Origin of the sequence: Streptococcus suis (assembly GCF_046032535.1) — a bacterium.
GTDB lineage: Bacteria > Bacillota > Bacilli > Lactobacillales > Streptococcaceae > Streptococcus > Streptococcus suis_AK.
Genome location: NZ_JARQPL010000021.1, coordinates 1 through 23,478 on the forward strand (window position 1 = coordinate 1; position 23,478 = coordinate 23,478).

Genomic DNA, 23,478 nt, shown 5'->3' on the forward strand with positions numbered 1-23,478 from the left:
TGGTCCGTTGGTCAAGGGGTTAAGACACCGCCTTTTCACGGCGGTAACACGGGTTCGAATCCCGTACGGACTATATTTGGAGGCTGCTTAGGTCTCTTTTTTTGTTTTTGGAGGTGAATGGGCTTTTATTTGGCTCCTTTTTCTTTTCTTGTTGCTTTGTCTATTCATTGTTTGTTGATATAATAGAGACATGAAAAGATTATGTGATGAATTATCGGTTTTGCCAGGGATTGGTCCAAAATCGGCTGAAAAATTTTTAAAAATTAACATTCAGAATATTAATGATTTGCTGACTTACTATCCATTTAGATATGAAGATTTTGAGAGTAAGTCTATTTATGATTTGCAGGATGGTGAGAAGGCAGTGGTAGTTGGGGAGGTGGTATCTCCAGTTAATGTACAGTATTATGGTTACAAAAGAAATAGACTCCGTTTTTCAATGAAACAGGGTGAGGTTGTCTTAGCAGTTTCGTTTTTTAATCAGCCTTATTTAGCAGATAAGATTGTTTTGGGGCAGAATATTACAGTTTGGGGAAAGTGGGATAAGGCTAAGGCAAGTTTGACAGGAATGAAAGTTTTGGCTCAAGTATCAGATGAGCTGCAGCCTGTCTATCATGTGGCGCAGGGGATTTCGCAAGTAAATTTGGTTAAGGCTATTAAAACAGCTATTGATCAGGGATATTTGCATTTATTAGAGGAGAATTTACCATCAGTTTTACGAGAGCGCTATCGGTTAATGAATCGCCGAGAGGCGGTTTTTGCGATGCATTTTCCGACAAATTTAGAAGAGTATAGACAAGCTTTGCGACGTATGAAGTTTGAGGAATTATTTTATTTTCAATTACAGTTGCAAATGCTGAAAGCCAACAATCGTGATATTTCGAATGGTTTGAAGATTGCTTATGATGCTGATAGATTGGCTATGCAGATAAGACAATTGCCGTTTGCCTTAACGGATGCTCAGTCTGGGGCCTTGGCTGAAATACTATCAGATATGAAGTCCTATGGGCACATGAATCGTTTGTTACAAGGGGATGTTGGTTCAGGGAAGACAGTAGTTGCTGGATTGGCTATGTTTGCTGCTGTGACTGCTGGGATGCAGGCTGCAATTATGGTCCCGACAGAAATTTTGGCAGAGCAACACTTTGAGAGTTTGCGCCAGCTTTTTCCAGAACTTTCTATTGCTCTTTTGACAGGGGGAATGAAGGTTGCGGAGCGTCGTGCTGCTTTAGAGGCGATTTCTAGTGGTCAGGTAGACATCATTGTAGGAACTCATGCTCTTATCCAGGAAAGTGTGACGTACCATAAGCTTGGTTTGGTTGTGACGGATGAGCAACATCGTTTTGGTGTTAAACAGCGCCGTCTGTTTCGTGAGAAGGGGGATAATCCGGATGTGCTTATGATGACTGCTACACCTATTCCTCGGACGTTAGCTATTACAGCTTTTGGAGATATGGATGTATCGATTATTAATCAGTTACCTGCTGGTCGGAAGCCAATTATCACTCGCTGGGTCAAACATCAACAGCTGCCCACGGTCTTAGATTGGCTGGAGCGGGAGTTAGAAGTGGGTGCCCAGGTTTATTTTATCTCTCCGCTGATTGAAGAATCTGAGGCTCTAGATTTAAAGAATGCTGTAGATCTGCAATCTGATTTACAGGCGCATTTTGGAGAGCAAGTTACAGTGGATTTGTTACACGGTAAGATGAAGAATGATGAGAAAGATGCCATCATGCAGGCTTTTAAGGAGCGAAAAACGAATATTTTGGTTTCTACCACTGTTATTGAAGTCGGAGTCAATGTGCCCAATGCAACGGTGATGGTTATTATGGATGCAGATCGTTTTGGTTTAAGCCAATTACATCAGTTGAGAGGGCGTGTAGGACGTGGTCATAAGCAGTCTTATGCAGTGTTAGTTGCTAATCCTAAAACAGAGTCTGGCAAGGAACGCATGAAGATTATGACAGAGACGACAGATGGTTTTATTTTGGCTGAAGCGGATTTAAAAATGCGTGGGTCTGGAGAAATATTTGGAACTCGTCAATCAGGTTTGCCAGAATTTCAGGTTGCAAATATTATCGAGGACTATCCAATTTTAGAGGAAGCAAGACGAGTTGCTAGTCAGATTGTTAGTGTGGAAAATTGGCAGGAGGACCCTAATTGGTCGATTTTACTTGCTAATTTGAAAGATCGAGAGGAATTGGATTAGTCATATAAAAAAGGCCAACACACATGTGCTGGTCTTTTGACATATTGTATAGTTCGTCAACGATTAACCTTGGATGTAATCTGCCAAGCTTTGCTCTTCCAAGCCTGCATTGAGAGCGATAAGGAGTTTGAGGCGGGCTTTTTGAGCATTCAATTCTTTAACAAATAGAATGCCGTCTTGCTCCAGTTGGATGCCACCTCCTTGGTAGGCATAGACAGGCTCAGCAATTCCGTTAAAACAGCGAGATACCAGAATAATGGGTATCTTTTGATCAAGGAGTTTCTTAATGGCTGGAAGGATGGTAGGCGGAAGATTTCCGGCGCCGAGTGCTTCAATGACTAAGCCGGAAATTGAGCTTGCAGTGAGAGAATCAAGGAGGATGGAGTCCATATCTGCATAAGCTTTTATGATTGGGACCGTTCCTGTGACTCTTGACAAGTCAAATCGAACACGTGGTTCAGCAGTTTTAAAATAGAGAATCTCTCGTTTGGTGACTAACCCCAGTGGTCCATGGGTTGGTGTTTGAAAGGTTGAGACATTGGTGGTATGCGTTTTTGTAACATATTTAGCAGCATGAATTTCATCGTTCATGACCACTAGAACACCTTTATCTGCGGATTTATCATCAGCAGCCACACGTAGGGCTGTTCGGTAGTTATAAATTCCGTCGCTACCTAGTTCATTTGAGGAACGCATAGCTCCGGTCAATACAATTGGTTTTTCTGGAATAGCCATTGTATCAAGGAAATAGGCAGTTTCTTCTAAAGTATCTGTGCCATGTGTAATGACAAAACCATCGAAGTTCATTTGTTCTTCTTTGATTTTTTGGTATAGAGCCATCATGTGTTCTAAGCGAATGTGTGGACTTGGAACATTGAGAAAATCCAAGGATGTCACTTGAATTTCTTCTAGTGGGCTATCAATTTGGGTCATTGGATTGATTTTACTCGATGCAACTTCACCCTGATGATTGGCTTGCATAGAAATGGTTCCACCTGTATGCAATACTAGAATTTTTTTCATAAATTTTCAGTTTCTTTCAAAGTGTGATATACTAATTGTAACATAATTCTTAGAAAGTAGGTGAGTTGGTTGACGATAAAGGCTGTATTTTTCGATATTGATGGTACCTTATTGACCGACAATCGTATGGTTAGTAGTTCAACTATTCTCGCCATTAATGCTTTGAAAGAGAAGGGGATTTTAGTTGGTCTAGCTACAGGACGTGACCCTCGTTTTGTTTTGCAGTATATGGCTAGTTTAGGGCTAGATTTGGCCATTGCTTATAACGGTCAATATATTTTTTCAAGAGAAGAAGTTATTTATAGTCAGAGTTTAGAGCCAAAGCAAATTGAACAAATTATGGAGTATGCGCAAACTCACCATAAGGATTTGTCTTTTGGAACTGCTAAAGGCATATTTGGTAGTAAGATTATGAGTGCTGGAACAGGAAATTTTGCATATCGTGTGACGCGTATGATTCCGGAGTCCTGTGCTGGAATCATAAACTTTATTTTCAATCGCTTGGTACGTTGGATTAGTCCTCAACAGGAAACGAATTTGAAAGGTTTTCTCTTTCAACCAATCTATCAGCTGATGTTGCTGACGACAGAAAGGGAGACGCAATCATTGGAGGTGCTCTTTCCGAACTTGTCTTTTACGCGTTCGAGTCCCTATGCGACTGATATTATCAGTAAGGGAAATTCAAAATTATCGGGTATTGTAAAGGTTGCAGAACGATATGGTTTTGAGTTAGATGAAGTTATGGTATTCGGAGATTCTAATAATGATTTTGAAATGTTGAATGAAATTCAGCACTCGGTAGCGATGGGAAATGGGACGAAAAAGGTTAAACAAGTAGCTTCCTTTGTTACAGATACAAATAATCGTGATGGGATTTATAAGGCATTAATTCATTTTGGTGTGATTGAGGGATAAGATGTTTCAGAGCAAGGACGATAATTTTAATAGGGTAAAGGATTTTCATTTTTTAATGGATGGTGAAACCCAAGAACTTCCCAGTGTGTATGATGGACAGACGGCTTTGCATCGCGCTGGTTTTAAATTGGAGGAGTTGGTAGAATTTCTACATGCAGCTTCAGAATCTGAAGTTGAGTTTCATGATTTTATTCAACAACTTCATCAGGATTTAGATACTGCTGCTGCTAAGGTATCTGGCAAGAGAAGTTTCGGGGTTTCGATGCAGGATCAGGTAGATGCTTTGCTGGATATTCTTTATTTTACATATGGTTCGTTTGTTTTGATGGGGGTTGATCCAGAACCAATTTTTCAGATAGTCCATACTGCAAATATGGGGAAAACATTTCCAGATGGGAAGGCCCATTTTGATCCAATTACTCATAAAATTTTAAAACCTGATGATTGGGAAGAACGGTTTGCGCCGGAGGAAAAGATTCAGGAAGAGCTGAAAAGACAGCTGAAAAGACTTGATTCGTAAATCAAGTCTTTTGGTTTATAAACTTTTTTCTCCATCGCGAACAATGAGTAAATCAATAGTTGCGTGGCGCATGATATATTCGGATGAGGATCCGATTAGGAGACGTTCAAAGGCGTTTAGACCAGTTGCTCCAAGTAACATAAGATCCGCACCGGTTTCCTTTGGAATATCGATAGCCAGTAGGTTTTTTGGGTTACCGAATTCAATGCGAATCTGTACATCGGTCAGACCGGCGTTGAGGGCTTCTTGTTTGTATTCTTCGAGGAGGAGCTCCGCCTCTCTTTCTAAAGATTCATAGACAGAGGCGTCAAATGCAACAACATTGTGGAGAGCACGGGTATCAATCACATGGGCGATAATCAGACGTGCTTGGTTGCGTAGTGCGACATGGATAGCTTTATGAAGAGCTAATTCTGCTCCTTTAGAGCCGTCTACAGCGACGAGTATTGTTTTGTAAGATTGTGTCATAATAATCACTCCTTTCAGAAGAGCTTTGTCCCGAAATAGGTAGAGTAGTTCCTTACATTTTTATTATAAGCCTTTTGAGAGAAAATGTAAAGGATTCTTGTACTTTTTTTGCTTTTACAGTACAATAGAAAAGATAGAAAGTCGAGGTGACGACATGAAGCAATTTAACAAGTCAACAAAATTGGATGATGTAGCATATGATATTCGTGGACCTGTTTTGGAAGAGGCCATGCGCATGCGTGCCAATGGAGAGCAGATTTTACGTTTGAATACGGGGAATCCTGCAGAATTTGGTTTTACTGCTCCAGATGAAGTTATTCGTGACTTGATTCATAACGCCCGTAAATCTGAGGGATACTCGAACAGTAAGGGAATTTTTTCTGCACGTAAGGCTATCATGCAGTATTGTCAGCTAAAGAAATTTCCAAATGTTGATATTGAAGATATTTATCTTGGAAACGGCGTGAGTGAGCTGATTGTTATGTCTATGCAAGGTTTGCTAGATAATGGTGATGAGGTGTTGGTGCCAATGCCAGACTATCCTCTCTGGACTGCCGCAGTTAGTTTGGCTGGTGGTAAAGCTGTTCACTATGTTTGTGATGAAGCAGCTGAATGGTATCCAGATTTGGCAGACATGGAGTCTAAGGTGACTTCTCGAACCAAGGCAATTGTCCTTATCAATCCAAATAATCCAACTGGTGCTCTCTATCCGAAAGAAATTTTAGAAGGAATCATTGATATTGCTCGTAGACACGAATTGATTATTTTCTCTGATGAGATTTATGATCGTATGGTCTTTGACGGAGCTGTTCATATCCCTATTGCGACACTGGCTCCAGATTTATTTGTTGTGACGATGAATGGGCTGTCTAAATCGCATCGTATTTGTGGTTTCCGAGTAGGTTGGATGGTCTTATCTGGTCCGAAAAAGCATGTAAAAGGTTACATTGAAGGCTTGAATATGTTGTCCAATATGCGTTTGTGTTCAAACGTTTTGGCGCAACAGGTTGTTCAAACTTCTTTGGGAGGTTACCAATCGGTTGATGAACTCTTGATGCCTGGCGGACGCTTATATGAACAAAGGGAGTTTATTACTAAGGCGATTAATGATATTCCAGGACTTTCTGCTGTAAAACCTAAGGCTGGTCTGTATGTCTTCCCAAAAATTGATCGTGAGATGTACAGAGTTGATGATGATGAACAATTTGTATTGGATTTCCTCAAGCAAGAAAAAGTACTTTTGGTCCATGGTCGAGGTTTTAACTGGAAGGATCCAGATCATTTCCGTATTGTGTATTTACCACGTGTGGATGAGTTGGCAGAAATTCAAGAAAAAATGTCACGATTCTTGCGGCAATACCGTAGATAATGGAATTTTGGGCTGAATGTTAATCAGCCTTTTCTTTTTACTTGAATGAAATTGTTTGAATTTTTCTGATAACGGTAAATATTCTGATAATTGTTGAAATTTTATGTATTTTTTGCTATACTGAAAGCAATTACAGAGTAAAGAGGAAAATATGACAACATTATTAGAGAAGACACGGAATATTACTTCTATTTTGAAGCGTTCCGAAGAGCAATTGGCAGAAGAATTGCCTTACAATGCTATCGCGGAGCATCTGTCTGACATTATTGATTGTAATTCTTGTATCATCAATAGTGAGGGTGAGATTTTAGGCTATCACATGAACTATAAGACCAATAATGACAGGGTTGAAGAGTTCTACATTAACAAACAATATCCAGAGGAGTATGTAAAGGCAGTTGCGCAGGTTTACGATACGCAGGTTAATTTGCCTGTCGAGAGCGAGTTGACTGCCATCCCTGTCGAATCACGATCGACTTATCCAAATGGTTTGACAACGATAGCGCCTATCCATGTGACGGGGATTCGTTTTGGTTCGCTTATTATTTGGCGGAATGATGAGCAGTTTCACGATGATGATTTGATTTTGGTTGAGATTGCGGCAACAGTAGTTGGTATTCAGTTACTTAATTTCCAACGGGAAGAAGACGAGAAGAATATCCGCCGTCGTGCGGCAGTTAATATGGCGGTAAATACGCTATCTTATTCAGAAATGAAGGCGGTTGTAGCTATTTTGGGTGAATTGGATGGCAATGAGGGGCAATTGACTGCTTCTGTGATTGCAGATCGTATCGGTATTACACGCTCGGTGATTGTGAATGCACTGCGTAAGTTGGAGAGTGCAGGAATTATTGAAAGTCGTTCTTTGGGAATGAAGGGGACTTATTTGAAAGTTCTCATCCCAGCTATTTTTGATGAAATTAAGAAACGTGACTACTAAAATGACAAAAGCATTGATTTCGATTGATTATACAATAGATTTTGTAGCAGACGAAGGAAAGTTGACTGCTGGAAAATCAGCTCAGGCTATTTCTGAACGAATTGCTCAGGTTACGCAAGAAGCTTTTGAAAATGGAGACTACATTTTCTTTGCGATTGATGGTCATGAGGAGGGGGATGAATTTCATCCTGAAGCTCAGCTTTTTCCAAGTCATAATATCATTGGGACGCAAGGGCGTGACTTATATGGTCCTTTAGCAGATTTTTATCAAAAACATACAGGGCATGCGCGTGTTCGTTGGATGGATAAACGCCATTATTCTGCTTTTTCTGGAACGGATTTGGATGTTCGACTAAGAGAACGTGGTGTAGATACGGTTGTCTTGACGGGTGTTTTGTCTGATATTTGTGTTCTTCATACAGCTATTGATGCTTATAATAAGGGGTATCGTATTGAGGTGGTCTCATCAGCCATTGCTGCATTGACGGAGGAGAATCATCAGTTTGCTCTTAATCATTTGCGTCATGTACTTGGTGCGACAATCATTGACTAATAGTATAGTGACCAGTCTGTGGACTGGTTTTTCGTTTTTCTCCTGCAGGAATCTGTATCATTAACACCCTTCGAAAATCAAACTCAGCCCTTGTTGACTTAGCTTGATGAACTTCAGTTCCATCTACATCTGCGTCGCCAGTCTGATTCTGATATAGTCATTTAGTTTTTCTTTTATTACTTCGTTAACTCGCTTTGCCGTACTCCAGTACTGTCTGCAGCTCGTTGCCTAGTACTAAAAGTAAACTAAAATACTAGAAAAGAAGCGGTGTGATTGACCATGATAAATTTATCAAAATGCTTTACATAGGTGATTACTTGGTGTATAATATAGTCTGTGTGTAATGGACGCACAAAAATACAGTTTATCCGCTGGGTTTAAAAGCACCTAAGATTGACAAAGATAGGAGAATAAAATGAATCCATTGATCCAAAGTTTGACAGAAGGTCAACTTCGTACTGACATCCCTTCATTCCGTCCTGGTGACACTGTGCGTGTTCACGCTAAGGTTGTCGAAGGTAACCGCGAGCGTATCCAGATTTTCGAGGGTGTTGTTATCTCTCGTAAAGGTCAAGGCATCTCAGAAATGTACACCGTACGTAAAATCTCTGGTGGTGTAGGTGTTGAACGTACATTCCCAATCCACACTCCACGTGTTGATAAGATTGAAGTAGTACGTTACGGTAAAGTACGTCGTGCTAAATTGTACTATCTACGTGCATTGCAAGGTAAAGCAGCACGTATCAAAGAAATCCGTCGTTAAGATAGTCCTACAGACTGTTGTGGTCGGAGAAATGGGAGGCAGCGAAAGCTGTCTCTTTTTTTAAAAAATCTGTTGAAAAAGTACTTTATTGTGAAAGCAGTGGTAAAATGGATTGTTTTTGTGTATCTTCCATGAAATAATATGTTATACTATATATTATTGTAGCTAGTATAGAGGAGGTTGCGGATGAGCGAACAGTTTATTCCATCTGTTTTATCAGATTTACGGCAGGATATTGTTCAGATGCCAGAAGTTATCAAGGAATGTAGTGGAATTCGTATTTATGGTCGTCGCATTCGTTCAGTCTTATTTACAACGGATGTGTCTATTATTGCCAATCACAATGCAGATGCTATTTTGGCTGTTTATCCATTTACGCCCAGTCCAGCTATTATCAAAAGTATTATGTTGGTTGCGTCAGTTCCAGTCTTGGCTGGTGTTGGCGGAGGCCTGACGACGGGTATGCGTTCAGCTAATATGAGTCTATTGTCTGAGTCGGAGGGAGCATACGCTGTTGTGGTAAATGGACCAACGGATGTAAAGACAATTGAGGCAATCAATAAAGTAGTGGATATTCCTATCATTTATACAGTTGTTTCTGAAAAGTCTGATTTAACCTCACGGATTAAAGCAGGAGTAGATATTTTAAATGTTTCTTGCGGTATGGAAACGCCAAGGGTTGTGAAGAAGATTCGAGAAGCTTTCCCTGACTTTCCAATTATTGCGACTGGTGGTCCGACTGAGGACTCTATTCGTCGGGTTATCGAAGCTGGAGCCAATGCTGTCTCCTATACAGCACCAAGTAATGGGGAGCTTTTTAAAGGGAAAATGGAAAAATACCGCAAACATGCAAAGGATTAGCTCATAAAAAAGATAGGCTAAGTAAACAGTAAGTTTTATTGCTAGATGAAACTTACTGTTTTTTATCGTTTTACGGTGTGGGATTAGGAATACTTCGCAAATTAAAGAACGGATTTTTAGGAGGAAATAGGTAACATATTAGGTTATTTCTACCTTTGTCTAGGGCTGGAAATATGGTATAATGAGAAGATAGATTTCCATTAGGAGGAAAGTAAGAATGAAGATTTCTGAAGCTGAAGTCCGTCACGTTGCCAAGCTGTCTAAGCTGGAATTTTCGGACCAAGAAACAGCGGAATTTGCGACAAGTTTGAGCAAGATTGTTGATATGGTTGAATTGCTCAATGAAGTGGATACAACAGGTGTTGCGGTAACGACCACTATGGCTGACCGTAAGAATGTCTTGCGAGCAGATATTGCCCAAAAAGGTGAGAGCCGTGAGGAGCTCTTTAAAAATGTGCCTGAATCACAAGATAACTTTATCAAGGTACCAGCTATTCTAGACGGGGGAGGAGATGCCTAATGACTTTTAACAATAAAACCATTGATGAATTGCATGACCTCCTTGTCAAAAAGGAGATTTCTGCGGTTGAGTTGACCAAGGCAACTTTGGAAGACATTAAGAGCCGTGAGGGAGCAGTGGATGCTTTCTTGACTATCACAGAAGATGCAGCCTTGGCTCAGGCAGCTGCCCTTGATGAAAAGGGGATTGATGCGGACAATGTTATGGCAGGGATTCCTTTGGCAGTCAAGGACAATATCTCTACTAAAGGAATTTTAACGACTGCTGCTTCAAAAATGCTCTACAATTACGAGCCGATTTTCGATGCGACATCAGTTTCCCAAGCCTATGCCAAGGATATGATTGTTGTTGGTAAGACCAACATGGACGAGTTTGCTATGGGTGGCTCCAATGAAAATTCTGCCTTCAAACCGACCAAAAATGCCTGGGATCAGACCAAGGTTCCTGGTGGTTCGTCAGGTGGTTCGGCAGCTGCAGTTGCAGCTGGTCAGGTGCGTTTATCACTCGGTTCTGATACAGGTGGTTCTATTCGTCAACCAGCAGCCTTTAATGGTATTGTTGGTATGAAACCAACCTATGGAACAGTATCACGTTTTGGTTTGATTGCCTTTGGTTCATCTCTTGACCAGATTGGTCCATTCTCGCAGACAGTTAAGGAAAATGCTCAATTATTGAATGTCATCTCTGGTCATGATGTCAAGGATGCAACATCAACCATCAATGAAATTGCTAACTTCACTAGCAAGATTGGTCAGGATATTAAAGGCATGAAAATTGCTTTGCCGAAAGAATACATGGGTGAAGGGATTGATCTGCAGGTCAAGGAAACTATTCTCAAGGCGGCTAAGCACTTGGAAAGCTTGGGGGCGATTATCGAGGAAGTGAGCCTGCCACATTCTAAGTATGGGGTTGCTGTTTACTACATCATCGCTTCATCAGAGGCGTCTTCTAACTTGCAACGTTTTGACGGAATCCGCTATGGTTTCCGTGCAGAAGATGCGACAAACTTGGATGAGATCTATGTGAAAACCCGTAGCCAAGGTTTTGGTGAGGAAGTTAAACGTCGTATTATGTTAGGGACATTTAGCTTATCATCAGGTTACTACGATGCCTACTTCAAGAAGGCTGGCCAGGTGCGGACCTTGATTATCCAAGATTTTGAAAAAGTCTTTGCGGACTATGACTTGATTTTGGGGCCAACTGCTCCGACCGTTGCCTTTGGTTTGGATACGCTCAACCATGACCCTGTGGCCATGTACTTGGCGGACTTGTTAACAATTCCTGTAAACTTGGCAGGTCTGCCTGGTCTTTCTATTCCTGCTGGTTTTGTAGAAGGCTTGCCTGTTGGTTTGCAGTTGATTGGTCCAAAATATTCAGAAGAGACCATTTACCAAGTGGCTGCTGCCTTTGAAGCGACAACAGACTACCACAAGCAACAGCCAGTGATTTTTGGAGGTGCCAACTAATGAACTTTGAAACGATTATTGGTCTAGAAGTCCATGTGGAGTTGAATACCAACTCGAAAATTTTCTCACCTTCATCTGCTCATTTTGGTGAGGATCCAAATGCTAATACCAACGTGATTGACTGGTCCTTCCCAGGTGTCCTTCCTGTCCTTAATAAGGGTGTTGTGGATGCGGGGATCAAGGCTGCCTTGGCTTTGAACATGGACATTCATAAGGAAATGCATTTTGACCGCAAGAACTATTTCTATCCTGATAACCCTAAAGCCTATCAGATTTCTCAGTTTGATGAGCCGATTGGCTACAATGGTTGGATTGAGATTGAGCTAGAAGATGGTTCAACTAAGAAAATCCGTATCGAGCGTGCCCACTTGGAAGAGGATGCTGGTAAGAATACCCACGGGACAGACGGCTATTCTTATGTAGACCTCAACCGTCAGGGCGTGCCATTGATTGAGATTGTATCAGAAGCCGATATGCGCTCGCCTGAAGAGGCCTATGCCTACTTGACAGCCCTTAAAGAAATTATTCAGTACACTGGTATTTCAGATGTGAAGATGGAAGAGGGTTCGATGCGCGTGGATGCCAACATCTCTCTTCGTCCCTATGGTCAAGAAAAATTTGGTACCAAGACTGAGTTGAAAAACCTCAACTCCTTCAACTATGTTCGCAAGGGCTTGCAGCACGAGGTAGAACGTCAGGCCAAAATCTTGCGTTCAGGTGGTCAAATCCAGCAGGAAACTCGCCGTTACGATGAATCTACTGGGGAAACTATTCTCATGCGTGTCAAGGAAGGTTCAGCAGATTACCGTTACTTCCCAGAGCCAGACCTACCGCTCTATGAGATTGATGATAGTTGGATTGAGGAAGTGCGTGCAGAATTGCCAGTCTTTCCAAAGGCTCGCCGTGCTCACTATGTGGAAAACTTGGGCTTGACCGCCTACGATGCTGGTCAATTGACGTCTACCAAGGCTTTGTCTGACTTCTTTGAAGCAGCAGTGGCAGCAGGTGGCGATGCCAAACAAGTTTCTAACTGGTTGCAGGGTGAGGTGGCTCAGTTCCTCAATGCTGAAGGTAAGACTATTGAGCAAATCGCCTTAACACCTGAAAATTTAGTTGAGATGATTGCCTTGATTGCGGATGGTACTATTTCATCTAAAATCGCCAAGAAAGTCTTTGTTCACTTGGCGAAAGAAGGTGGCTCTGCTAAGGCTTACGTTGAGAAGGCTGGTTTGGTACAGATTTCAGATCCAGCTGTCCTCATTCCGATTATCCACCAAGTCTTTGCGGATAACGAAGCAGCCGTAGCTGACTTCAAGTCTGGCAAACGCAATGCAGACAAGGCCTTTACAGGTTTCTTGATGAAAGCGACTAAGGGACAAGCTAACCCACAAGTTGCACAACAACTTTTGGCACAGGAATTGGCTAAGTTGTTGGATTAAAATGAATAGAAGAAAACCGCTAGGATTGAATCTTAGCGGTTTTTGCTGTTACTTGTAAACTAGGTACTTCTATCTTATTTTTATGCTATATTTTAAAAACGGTATAAAGTATTAGAAGGTAGCGCGGGTATTGACTGTTAAAGGATAGTTAGCTAATACTCTTCGAAAATCAAAATCAGACGTTGTTGACTTGATTTGATGAGTGAAAGGCTCCAGTGGAGCCTTTCAGCCTGTTACCTTGAAACAAAATAGTAACAGGGTTCTATCTGCTGAGTAGAAACGAACTACGTTCGCTCTATCTCCAACCTCCAAAGGTTCCCCAAACCTTTGGAGCTAGTCTGATTTTGATTTTCATTGAGTATAAAATGAAAAAATATCATCACTATAGAAGAGTTGTAATTTTTTTATGTTTTCTCAAAGATTTCGGGAATACTGCACTATTCCAATAATTTTTAGGAATGAATATGTTATACTAGATGGGTAGAAAAGTGAAGACGGTGGCTCTTTATTTTCTGAAAGTGAGGTGATGCCTATGGGCAATTCATCAAAATCTGACGGAAAGGAGGAGCATCTTTTGACAGCTTTTGAAGTTGTGCAAACTATTCTAGGCTTTGGTAGTTTTACTATTGCATTGACTGGCTTGTGCTATAAAATCTTCAAAGATGGTGATAAAAAATAACCCGTCCCCACTTTTGATCGAGTTGTTGGACGAGTTATAGTCTAATATATGGTCACCGTCTTAAACGGTTCTACATGGGGTTGGTTTGCAGACCAACCCCTTTTCTATCTCTATTATATCAGATTACTTATAAAATACAAATAATCTGTTAATTTTAGTGATTAGCTTACTTTACCTAGTTTATGTCAAGCTTTCGTAGTAGGTTCTGCCTTATTTTTTGTATTAGTCTGATTTCTAGTTTTTGTGCCAGACTAGAACTTACTTTAACGTTAAAATAGGTCTTCGCCTGTTTTATTTAATTTATGACAGTTGTAGATAAAGGCTTTGATGAAATTCGAATAGTAATTTTGGTCAATAAATTTAGCACTTTCCAAGTAATTTAACATATTTTTAGCGAGTTCGATAGCTTCAGTCTTATTCCAGCGGAATTGATTGTAGATATGTTCTACCTCAAGGAACATGAGAGGTATAGCTAAATAACCACGTTCAAATGTTTGAAGCTTTTTCACTTCTTTAATAATGTTATCAGCCCTTAGATGATACCCTTGTTCGGAAAAGTGTTTGGCTGTGAAGGTCAGTCCATTTAAGATACGAATATAGGTGTCCGTATCTGCACTTTGTTTGTACATAACCAGAAGCTGTTTGGACATGTGCTCCACCAATTCGAGGGGACAGTGATTGACGATACGACAGTATAATTCCAGCTCGGAACTAGTAAAGGTCTCAAGCTTCATCAGGTGATTGATAACAGGCTGGATTTTTTCGACGGTTTCTTCTGACTTCGCAATCGTTGGATAATGACCAAGCTTGATTATCTTTAATAATATGTCTGCCTGTGTAGGATTGTCAGTTAGGTATCGATCAAATAATTTTTCGTATTCAGGAAGATAGCGAAATATGTCTTCTTCATTTGTGATATGTTTGGAAAACTCGTAAGCAGGAAATTCTATGCAATCTCCGCCATTATCTGCAAATGCAGCTGCAAAGTCCTTCCATTCTAAGCCGAGCGCAATCAATAAACGGTTAAAGTTTTCAAGGGAGATTCCCTTCTCTCCCTTTTCAAAACGACTCAGAAATTGCGGTGATACAATCGTAGAAGCAGCCTCTTTTAAGCTGAGCCCTCTTTTCTCTCGTAATTGTTTAAAGGTTGGTCCAAACGGGTATAGATTCGACATAATATTCCTTTCAATCTTTTTTAGATTAGTATACTTAAAACTAGGATAAAAATCTACAAAAAGATGACCTATGGGTTCAAAAAAAAAAAATACATTGCTTTTCGATGCTATTTTGCAATATTGAACCTATAGTTTTCTATGGAAATAATTGTAAGGAAGTTTATGGTATACTTTAAAAATATAGAGCACAAATCGCTTGATATACTACATATATCAAGGTTTGACTTTACAGTCAAACCAATCCTAACAGTAACAAAGGAGAAAACTATGAACAAAAAAACATTTAAAACTTTAGCAACAGGTGCGGCTATCACCCTTGCAACCGTTGGTGCGTCTACCGTATCAGCAGACACACAATATGATATTTTCTTAAACCGTGTGACTGGTGAGTGGCAAACTGTTAACCACGCCACAGGCGAAATTGTAAAATCTGAACCAAATGGAACTTACTCTTCTTATGAAGAAGCTCAAGCATCATTGGCAACATCAACTGTTGAGGCTCCAGTTACAACTAAAGCACCAGCCGCGGAAACTACTGCTGTCGAAGCACCTAAAACATCAGCTGATGTTAAACCAGCTCTTGATGCACAACAAGCTGTCGTTGATGCTACTGCTGCTGAAGCTAACCAAGCTCAAGCTGATGCATATGCAGCTGACCAAGCTGTTACCACTGCTGAAGCTGACGTTGCGACTGCAACACAAGCTGTCAAAGACGCTGAAGCAAATGCTGTAAACGCAACACCAGAAAACATCGCAGCAAACCAAGCTGACCAAGCAGCTAACCTTGCAGACCAAACGGCTAACGCTACTGAAACAGATGAAGTTAACGCTGAAATTGCTGACCAAACTGGTAAAGTCGCAGACGCTCAAACTGCTGTTGATACAGCACAAGCAGAAAAAGACGCAGCTGAAGCTAACGTAGCAGCTAAAGAAGCTGATGTAAAAGCAGCACAAGACGCTATTTCTGGTACTGGTCTTGCTGAAGCTCAAGCTAACCTTGATAATGCAAGCAAAGCTGTTACAGATGCTAAAGCTAACGTTAATACTGCAACCCAAGCCGTTGAAGACGCTAAGAAAGCTGACGCAGACCGTGATGCAAAAATCAAAGCTGCTGAAACTGAGGTTGCTGTAAAATCAGACGCTGTTGATACAGCAAAAGCAAAATTGACTGCTGCTCAAGATGCGGTTAAACAAACAACTGATGCAGTGACTAAAGCTACTGATGCTGTTGCAGTTGCTAAAAAAGCACTTGAAAGTGTTGGAAAACCACAAAACATTTATGAAGCTATCAATGCTGAAATTGCAGATAAGACCGGAGCGATTTATTTCAAAGATAAAACTGCTGATCTTACTGCAAAAATGGCAGAATTTAAACGATTGATTGATGCCAATCAAGACCGAGAAGCGCAAGACTATGCCCAAAAAAATCTACTCGGGGCAATGTTGGATGCTTACATTGATGCGCCTTCTCAAGAATTTGTCAAGGCTCTAGTTGGTGAGACAGCCTTCAATAAAACATATACTCTTCAAAACGGCAAATTAGTTCTCTCTAAAGAAGACTACACAGCTCTAAACATTGCTTTTGCATCACAATTAAATGCTTTTCGAAAAATTAGTGGTTTCAATCCAATTAACAAAGTAACCGAATACTCGGTTGAACAAGGGCTGAAAGCTATTGATGCTTGGAACGAATTTGCGAATAGACCAGAAAATGCTGATTTGTCTGGGTCTGAACTACGGCATAGAGGATTTGGTGAAGTAGAAAAAGTTACAAGTGTATATAATGAAAACATTTATCCAACGGCTGGATTTAGAAAATCTAGTATGACCTTCACAGAATTAAATACACTTTTTGCTTATAAAATGTTGGGATGGGCTTTCTTAGATGCTCATGCTAACTGGGGGCATTACTATAATCTACTACAGGGGTCAAACATCATGATGGGCTTGTATCAAAACAATGTCGGTGGTGCCTACTTTACCCATGGATTTAGTGGTAAAGAAAGCAATGACGATATTGTTATCTACAGCCAGACTACAGCAGCAGCTGTTCAAGCTCATAAGGAAGAACTTGAAAAAGCGAAGGCTGATATTGAAGCCTATAAAACTCTACTTAAAAATGATTTGACGTATCTGAAGTTAAAACAGGATGCTGCCAACTTTGATGGTCAACTATGGGCTAAATATAATCGAACTGGGTCTGTTACGGATGAAGAATATGCTCAACGTGATGCCTTGTCAGAAAAAGCTGAAAATTATGCAAAAGAACACAACATCGTTCATCCTAAAATAAATGGAACTACGTCTGCTGTTCTCAAGTCATATCCTGGGGCTCGTTATAATGTCGTTGAAGCAGATGAAAACGGAAACTTAAAACTGATCAACAGTGGTGCTGTCGACGACTCTATCGACACTCAATATAGAAGTGATTTAAAATCCTTACAAAATAACATTGATCGAGCACAAGCCTTGCACGATACGATAAAAGACAAGTTACTTGTACAAAATGACCCTGCTACACTCCAAGCGAACCTCACTCAAGCTCAGTCTAGTCTTACAGCCGCCCAAACTGCATCAAACAATGCTAAGGCTGAATTGACTAAAGCTAGTGCTGATTACACTAAGGCTCTTGAATTGAAGACTCAGGCAGAAAAAGTCCTTGCTGATGCTACTGCAACACCACTTCAAACACAAGTTGCTGAAAACAATCTACGCCTTGCGAAGATTGCTCTTCAAAACGCACAAGCTCGTGAAGTTGAAGCACAAAAAGCTGTTGATAACTTTACAGCAAATCTTGCTGATAAGAAAGCAGCACTTGATACAGCGAAAGCAGAATTAGCAACAGCACAAGCTACTGCTACTGCAAAAGCAACTGTTCTTGAAACAGCTAAAGCTGAACTTGCTAAACAACAAGGCACACTTGATAGCTTGAACAAAGATAAAGTTGCTCTTCTTGCAGAAAAAGACCGCTTGGTTGAAGAAGCAAAAGCACTTGCTACTGAGTTGAAAGGTTATCTTGACGCACCAGCTATTCTTGCTGAAGCTCAAGCAACACTCACAGAAAAACAAACTGCTCTTACAGACGCACAAGCTAAAGCTGAAACTGCACAAAACAAACTTGAAACTGTTACTGCTAAACTCAACGAAGAAAAAGCTAAATTAGCTGAACTTCAAGCAGAGTACGACAAACTCAAAGACCTTGAAGACAAAGCAAAAGACAATGTAATTGCCACACTTCCAGACGGAACAATCATTGCAGTACCAAACACAGCACCAACTGCTGCTGAAAAACCAGCTGTCGATATTGATGCAGTCAAACAAGCTCTTGATAAAGGCCAAGATGTAACAGTTGTTGACGGTAAGGTTGTGGTGACAAACCCACAAGCGGGTGTCACCGTGACACAAACAGCTACTGGTGAAAAAGTGACAGACTCACGTGTAGAACGTGCTAAGACCTTGCCAAACACAGGGGAGCAAACAAGTCTAGCTTTGGCTCTGTTAGGATTGACAAATCTATTGGGAGTGGCTGTTTTACGCAGAAATAAGTAGATAGAGTAGGGATTATGAAGAATTATTTTAGAGGCTCTATTTTTTCACTGGCTGTTCTTGGACTGATTGGAACTCAATCAGTCCAAGCTGACAGCTTGGTTTACCAATCGACCTTGAGTACGGTTCCGAATGAAAGTTACGCAATTAACTCTGTAGGCTCAAAAGAATTTCACTATGCTCTTTTTGATATAGACAAAAATGGTCAGGAGGAGTTGGTTATTGGTGAAAAAGCAGAAGATGGTTCCATCAACCCAGTTGCTCTTTACTATGCCAACCAGCAGACAGCGACTCTTTTAGTTGGAAAAATCTTTGGTTCATCAGGTGGTAGAAATTTTAAGGTCTATGATGATGGAACGGTTCAAGTTATTGATGTCTCTAGAGGATCGGGAGATATAAATGAGAAACTGTATCAATTGTCCGAAACCAATGAACAAGTGGCTTTACTACAAGAAGTAGACTATAAAGTTGGTAGTAGCGAGGGAGCGATTGATCTTTCTGGTAAAACAGAAGTGGATTTATCACTTTTAGAATATAAACCATTGTCAACCCCTCTTACCGTAGATTCTTCAACTCAATCCGTGTTACCTAAGGCTATGAGAGAGGCGACCATTGGTCAGGAGATTTCCTTACCGAGCGAGCTTGTAGGTACTTGGACCACGGTTGAAACACCAAATGGTACCAAACCGGGACGACCTTCATCTCTGGAAATCGCAGGAGATGGTTCGTATTCTGCGGTCTATTCAGATGGAAATCTGATTGGGAATATGATGACCTTGAGAAAGGTATCAGAAAATGGATTTGTCATCGCTAGTGATGGTGCTCAAAGTGGACTTTTTGGCATGGTTGGTATTGGATGGAATGTTCCTCCAACTGAAAGAGTTGAATTTGGGATTTTGCTAGAAGGGCAGACATTGAAAAATGTTGGCTGGACGGTAACAATTGGTGCGGAAGATTACTCCAATCCGAAGGTATTTGCTACCTTTACAAACCCTAATTATGTTGTAAAAGAGGAAGAAACAGCGACTTCGTCGACATCAAGTTCGGAAACAAAAAATTCGGAAGAACAAGTCTCCGCAAAAAAACAAGAACCCCAAAAACTATTTGGTATCTTGCCAATGACAGGGGAAACCATTTCAGTTTTAGGGATTGTCGGACTAGTATTCGGAGGAATTGTTATTGCTGTAGCAAGAGGAAAGCGTAGAGGAGAATAGATGAAAGACAAAAATAACTTGCTATCCATTTTGGGTAAAATTGTAAAATTTTCTTTTGTCCTTATTGGAATGATAATGAACTATATTGCAAAAGAAACTAGTAGGGTATGGAAAGAGACTGCAAGCCCATCTAACCGACCAAGAATATGGTGGTAAGAATGAAAAAGATACTATTTCGTTTTCCGATTCGGTATTATCTGAATCCCATCAGTATTTTATGCACGGGAATGATGGTGTATATGGAGATTACTAGATGGCAAACCCTATTTGCAAAGATAGCGGAGTTTGAGGCCTATAATGTTAAACATTTTCATAATCATTTTGAATTGATTCCTGGTACAGCCTTTGCACTTGTATGGACGGTATTCAATATCCTGCTTTACCCCTATGTGTTTGATTTGATTGTCACAAAAAGTATAGGCTTTTTAGGTAGTGGTATTCTAACTAAGAATTTGGTCAAACACACTATATCTATTTATCAGGCAGAGATGGAGCGTGGCGATATTTACACGCATCATGAGATAGAGTATGGTTGGCATGGCTATCCTATCGGTTTGGTACCGAAGTTTGATAAGGCAAAGGAGAGAGCTTTTGATGAGGCGTCGTATTATGTCATTAGCAGAATTGGTTTCTTGCTACTACCTATTTTTGTCCTACCAGCTTTGCTAGTTGGGGGATGGCTAACGGCAGCTTTAATTGGATGGCCGATTTCCTGGTTCTTTGATGAAAAGAAAAAATAATCGGTCTTTCTGTTGCTGTTGTCAGCAGAAAGACTTTTCTAATGTTTGTAAGGAGTACAGATGAATAGAGAGGAATTATTAGATAAATGTTACTTGATACGAAAAGGACTTTATCACATTTATGATTTGGAAGTTGAGTGTATCAACCTATCCAACCAAAAGAGGAAGGCTACATTGAGGCAAGAATCTTTAATTGAATTGCTAGAAAGTAAGGAAGAGACTACTGGTATGGAAAAAGTTTATAGACTAGCCTATATGGTCTTCTTAAGCTTGTTGTTTACTACAGTTTCTAAGTTTTTATTTTTAGGTATTGGCTTTGTTTCTACCATATCAGATATTGTTTTCTCTTGTATAGGTTTTTGGATACTGTCCAAGCATATGCGGCGCCACAAAGAATCGTGGTTGTCGACAGTGTTCTACTTTCTAGTATTTGGAGCAATTTTTGTTCCTGTCCTTAATATAATCGAAACTAACTTTTTTCAGAAGTGGGTATTGATTATCCCCATGATTTTGGCTATTTTTGTTGGAAAATCGACTTATTCCGCTTGGATTCGATTTGTCAATGCCTTGATTGAACAAGAAAATTCTAAAGTTGAGGCACAGAATGCGCAAGGAAAACAAGCGTACAATATGATTATTGCTAACAATAAGTCCATCAATCAGAGGGTGGCGATGCTTCAGAGTGAGATGAATGAAACTGCACGTGCCTTATATACTTTTGGAGATGGGTGGTATCCCAAAGATTATTATTTTCTAGATGCTACTGAATTTTTTATTCATTCCCTTGAAAATTTTATGGCAAATACTGTCCAAGAGATGATTCTTCTCTATCGGAATCATGTGAGTGTGGAGCAGACTTTAGCCTATCAAAGAGAGAGCAATGAGCTACAAAAAGCTAACATCATAAATCAAGAGCGGATGCAGGAGTTGCTTCAATATAATAACTATCTGGTAGAACAGCAGGTGGAGTTACTAGAAAAGATTGATATCAATACTAGTGTTCAACATTTACAGGGTATAACTATCCAGCATAATCATTATCATTGAGATTGTTTACAAATTTTAGAAGAGGTAGGAGAATATGCAATTATCATTTCTTGATTGGATTAGTCTTTTAGCAAATATTGTAACTATTTTGGGTATTGGTGGTTTTTTGACAGATTATCTCAATAAGAAACATCAGAAAGAAAAGGAAATACAAAACGAGAAGCAACAGGCAGAAGGGATATTTTTACAGGCTCTAAAAGATGCTAGCATGAAGCTGGATATTTACCAACTGAGTCGGGGGAAAATTTATCGTTCAACTGATTATCTGCGGGAATTAAAATCAAAATTAGAAGAATGGTTGAACAACATCGAACTTTCAGCAGATACTTCTTGGAAGGATGATTTTATAGGTGTGAATATGTCTGGAGAAGAAGTCCAGGTAGAAGAAACACCAGTCTATGAAGAAGCAGAGTATCTTGTTGACGGAATTTGGATGAATAGGGAGCAAGTCGATTGCTTCTATAAAAACTTTTTAGGAAAAAGTTCCAAGGAGCAGGATGACTTCCTTCGTAAAGAGTTGATGGATAATATAGGAATACAGTATTTGCAAATTCAGGAAGATGAGGAATGGTTGTCTGATGAAGACTTGGAATTATTTATTGACACTATCTTGAGGCAGATAACAGAGAATGCTTTGAACATTACTCCCTTTCTTAATGAAAAAATCGATCAATTGTTAGAAATTCAACATGAGATAGATGAATTGCTTTTATACAAGAAACTCTTTTTTGAAAAAACTTTACACTATATAAAACAGCTGAAAAATCCTTTTTATTATTTCCAAGATGGTCGTCCTGTAGATCAATATACTTTCTCAACAGAAGAATACTCACAGAGAAGACTAGATATCATACAAGATATTTTAAGGATTTTAAATAGCCTTGAGAACTTGTAATCTGTTCTATTGTCGAGTAGAACCACTTAAAAAATCTTCTTACTCAAAAGTAGGAAGATTTTTCTGATACCTTTTCAATAGGAACTCTCCCGTATAACCAGCTGGGTACCCAGTTTGATCTTACGGGGGTGGTGGGGCTGCGGACTCGCAATCACACGGTCCAGCAGCTGCATGGCTTCTTGGCCCATTTCTTCGGTATAGACACTGATAGAAGATAGGGCTGGGTAGACTTGGCGCGTGATGGCTGTATCGTTAAAGGTGATGAGTTGGACCCGTTCTGGCACGGCGATTTGCTGTTCTTGAAGGGCGCGAAGGGCACCGACAGCCAGAGTGTCGTTTGCCATGAAGAAGGCAGGTGGCAGTTGGTCGCCCAGGTCGGAAATAGCCTGACTCATCAGATTATAACCAGATTGGGTGGAGAATGTTCCTTGGTAGATGTAGTTTTCTTGGAGCATGCCCAAGGTGTCGAGATAGGTCCGAAAGGCAGTCAGGCGGGGGTCTGTTGGCAGTTGGTGTCCGTCTGTGGTTTCTTCCTGTCCGACTAGGAGTCCAATATCAGTCAGACCTTGTGAATGGAAGTGGTCGATAACTGTCTGGACAGAGTGTTCAAAGTCAGTTGTGACGCAGGAGAATCCCTCGGTCAGTGTATCAGAGTCCACAAAGATTAGCTTGGAAGACAAGTTGGTCAGCTCTGCTATTTGCCCAGAAGAAAACTTACCAACTGCGACGATACCGTCGACCTCTTGAAGGAGGGGATTGGTCAAGTCGTTGAAGGAGCGGATGATTTGATAGCCGAGAAGGCTGGCTGTCTGCTCGATGCTGGCACGGATGGAATAGTAGTAGAGGTCAGCCAGTTCTTCGCTTTCAGTGTACCACTGGACAATACCGATGGTGCCTTTTTGTTGGGGTGCTTGTTTTTTGAGGTGTTTGGTGTAGCCCAATTCTTGGGCTAAGTTCAAGATTTTTTGTCGCGTTTCTTGGCTGACGGATAGGGTCAGGTCGCCCTTTAGAACTCTGGAAATGGTGGCGGGGGATAGGTCTGCTTGTTTGGCAATATCTTTGATCGTAACCATGTTTTTCTCCTGTCTATTTGTTTCTAGTATAGCACAAAAAATAAAATTAGTAAATTTTTAGTA

Annotated in this window: 20 protein-coding genes, 1 tRNA gene and 1 pseudogene; 18 read left to right on the forward strand and 4 right to left on the reverse strand. The window is 40.4% G+C overall.

Annotated elements, in window-relative coordinates; translation table 11 throughout:
* The first annotated feature begins 1 nt into the window (after position 1).
* Together P7J58_RS07150 and recG are read left to right on the forward strand one after the other, a co-directional pair.
* Positions 2–73: transfer RNA gene (locus P7J58_RS07150), tRNA-Glu, on the forward strand.
* A 117-nt stretch (positions 74–190) separates the two neighbouring features.
* Entirely contained in the window at positions 191–2,209 is a 2,019-nt protein-coding gene (gene recG, locus P7J58_RS07155; protein ID WP_408556004.1) for an ATP-dependent DNA helicase RecG, read from the forward strand.
* Positions 2,210–2,272: 63 nt separating this feature from the next.
* Here the strand turns inward: recG and P7J58_RS07160 are convergent, their stop codons facing one another.
* Complete coding sequence (locus P7J58_RS07160; protein WP_029186851.1) at positions 2,273–3,232, reverse strand: asparaginase; 960 nt, start codon at positions 3,230–3,232, stop codon at positions 2,273–2,275.
* Between the two features lie 69 nt (positions 3,233–3,301).
* On the opposite strand from P7J58_RS07160, the pseudogene P7J58_RS07165 reads away from it, so the two are divergent.
* A pseudogene (locus P7J58_RS07165) lies at positions 3,302–4,667 on the forward strand (Cof-type HAD-IIB family hydrolase).
* A 15-nt stretch (positions 4,668–4,682) separates the two neighbouring features.
* On the opposite strand, the gene P7J58_RS07170 reads toward P7J58_RS07165, so the two are convergent.
* Entirely contained in the window at positions 4,683–5,135 is a 453-nt protein-coding gene (locus P7J58_RS07170) for a universal stress protein (RefSeq protein WP_024380030.1), read from the reverse strand.
* A 154-nt stretch (positions 5,136–5,289) separates the two neighbouring features.
* Between P7J58_RS07170 and P7J58_RS07175 the strand changes: the two genes are divergently transcribed.
* From P7J58_RS07175 to P7J58_RS07215, 9 genes are all read left to right on the forward strand, one after another.
* Positions 5,290–6,504 carry a pyridoxal phosphate-dependent aminotransferase gene (locus P7J58_RS07175; RefSeq protein WP_014735452.1) on the forward strand — a complete coding sequence of 405 codons (1,215 nt, stop codon included), beginning with the start codon at positions 5,290–5,292 and terminating at the stop codon, positions 6,502–6,504.
* A 151-nt stretch (positions 6,505–6,655) separates the two neighbouring features.
* The gene (gene codY, locus P7J58_RS07180) at positions 6,656–7,444 is read left to right on the forward strand and encodes a GTP-sensing pleiotropic transcriptional regulator CodY (RefSeq protein WP_408556003.1); all 789 of its coding nucleotides are present in this window, start codon (positions 6,656–6,658) and stop codon (positions 7,442–7,444) included.
* Between the two features lies 1 nt (position 7,445).
* Positions 7,446–7,997, forward strand: a complete 552-nt coding sequence (locus P7J58_RS07185; RefSeq protein ID WP_029189114.1) for a cysteine hydrolase family protein — start codon at positions 7,446–7,448, stop codon at positions 7,995–7,997.
* Positions 7,998–8,412: 415 nt separating this feature from the next.
* Positions 8,413–8,760, forward strand: a complete 348-nt coding sequence (gene rplS / locus P7J58_RS07190) for a 50S ribosomal protein L19 (protein WP_011921928.1) — start codon at positions 8,413–8,415, stop codon at positions 8,758–8,760.
* 186 nt (positions 8,761–8,946) lie between these two features.
* Positions 8,947–9,621 carry a hydrolase gene (locus P7J58_RS07195; protein WP_012774968.1) on the forward strand — a complete coding sequence of 225 codons (675 nt, stop codon included), beginning with the start codon at positions 8,947–8,949 and terminating at the stop codon, positions 9,619–9,621.
* A gap of 217 nt (positions 9,622–9,838) precedes the next feature.
* Positions 9,839–10,141 carry an Asp-tRNA(Asn)/Glu-tRNA(Gln) amidotransferase subunit GatC gene (gene gatC / locus P7J58_RS07200; RefSeq protein ID WP_011921930.1) on the forward strand — a complete coding sequence of 101 codons (303 nt, stop codon included), beginning with the start codon at positions 9,839–9,841 and terminating at the stop codon, positions 10,139–10,141.
* A complete protein-coding gene (gatA, locus tag P7J58_RS07205; protein ID WP_408556001.1) occupies positions 10,141–11,607 on the forward strand; it encodes an Asp-tRNA(Asn)/Glu-tRNA(Gln) amidotransferase subunit GatA in 1,467 nt (488 codons plus the stop codon). The genes gatC and gatA overlap by 1 nt, the downstream gene beginning before the upstream one ends.
* Complete coding sequence (gene gatB, locus P7J58_RS07210) at positions 11,607–13,046, forward strand: Asp-tRNA(Asn)/Glu-tRNA(Gln) amidotransferase subunit GatB (protein ID WP_237395671.1); 1,440 nt, start codon at positions 11,607–11,609, stop codon at positions 13,044–13,046. Before gatA ends, gatB begins: the two co-directional genes overlap by 1 nt.
* 526 nt (positions 13,047–13,572) lie before the next feature.
* Positions 13,573–13,725 carry a putative holin-like toxin gene (locus P7J58_RS07215; RefSeq protein WP_099832851.1) on the forward strand — a complete coding sequence of 51 codons (153 nt, stop codon included), beginning with the start codon at positions 13,573–13,575 and terminating at the stop codon, positions 13,723–13,725.
* A gap of 269 nt (positions 13,726–13,994) precedes the next feature.
* Here the strand turns inward: P7J58_RS07215 and P7J58_RS07220 are convergent, their stop codons facing one another.
* Positions 13,995–14,900: a helix-turn-helix domain-containing protein gene (locus tag P7J58_RS07220; protein WP_053864156.1), complete on the reverse strand. Its 906-nt coding sequence runs from the start codon at positions 14,898–14,900 to the stop codon at positions 13,995–13,997.
* Between the two features lie 267 nt (positions 14,901–15,167).
* Here P7J58_RS07220 and P7J58_RS07225 point away from each other — a divergent pair, with 267 nt between their 5' ends.
* The 6 genes from P7J58_RS07225 to P7J58_RS07250 all read left to right on the forward strand — a co-directional run bounded on the left by P7J58_RS07225 (position 15,168) and on the right by P7J58_RS07250 (position 22,342).
* On the forward strand, positions 15,168–18,449 hold the full coding sequence (locus P7J58_RS07225) for an LPXTG cell wall anchor domain-containing protein (RefSeq protein WP_408555999.1): 3,282 nt from the start codon (positions 15,168–15,170) through the stop codon (positions 18,447–18,449).
* Between the two features lie 14 nt (positions 18,450–18,463).
* Complete coding sequence (locus tag P7J58_RS07230) at positions 18,464–19,660, forward strand: hypothetical protein (RefSeq protein ID WP_408555998.1); 1,197 nt, start codon at positions 18,464–18,466, stop codon at positions 19,658–19,660.
* On the forward strand, positions 19,661–19,816 hold the full coding sequence (locus tag P7J58_RS07235; RefSeq protein WP_408555997.1) for a hypothetical protein: 156 nt from the start codon (positions 19,661–19,663) through the stop codon (positions 19,814–19,816).
* 83 nt (positions 19,817–19,899) lie between these two features.
* The gene (locus P7J58_RS07240) at positions 19,900–20,400 is read left to right on the forward strand and encodes a hypothetical protein (protein WP_408555996.1); all 501 of its coding nucleotides are present in this window, start codon (positions 19,900–19,902) and stop codon (positions 20,398–20,400) included.
* A gap of 60 nt (positions 20,401–20,460) precedes the next feature.
* Positions 20,461–21,447 carry a hypothetical protein gene (locus P7J58_RS07245; RefSeq protein ID WP_408555995.1) on the forward strand — a complete coding sequence of 329 codons (987 nt, stop codon included), beginning with the start codon at positions 20,461–20,463 and terminating at the stop codon, positions 21,445–21,447.
* Between the two features lie 34 nt (positions 21,448–21,481).
* Positions 21,482–22,342: a hypothetical protein gene (locus tag P7J58_RS07250; RefSeq protein WP_408555994.1), complete on the forward strand. Its 861-nt coding sequence runs from the start codon at positions 21,482–21,484 to the stop codon at positions 22,340–22,342.
* 74 nt (positions 22,343–22,416) lie between these two features.
* On the opposite strand, the gene P7J58_RS07255 is transcribed toward P7J58_RS07250, so the two are convergent.
* Complete coding sequence (locus P7J58_RS07255; RefSeq protein WP_408555993.1) at positions 22,417–23,415, reverse strand: LacI family DNA-binding transcriptional regulator; 999 nt, start codon at positions 23,413–23,415, stop codon at positions 22,417–22,419.
* Positions 23,416–23,478 lie beyond the last annotated feature (63 nt).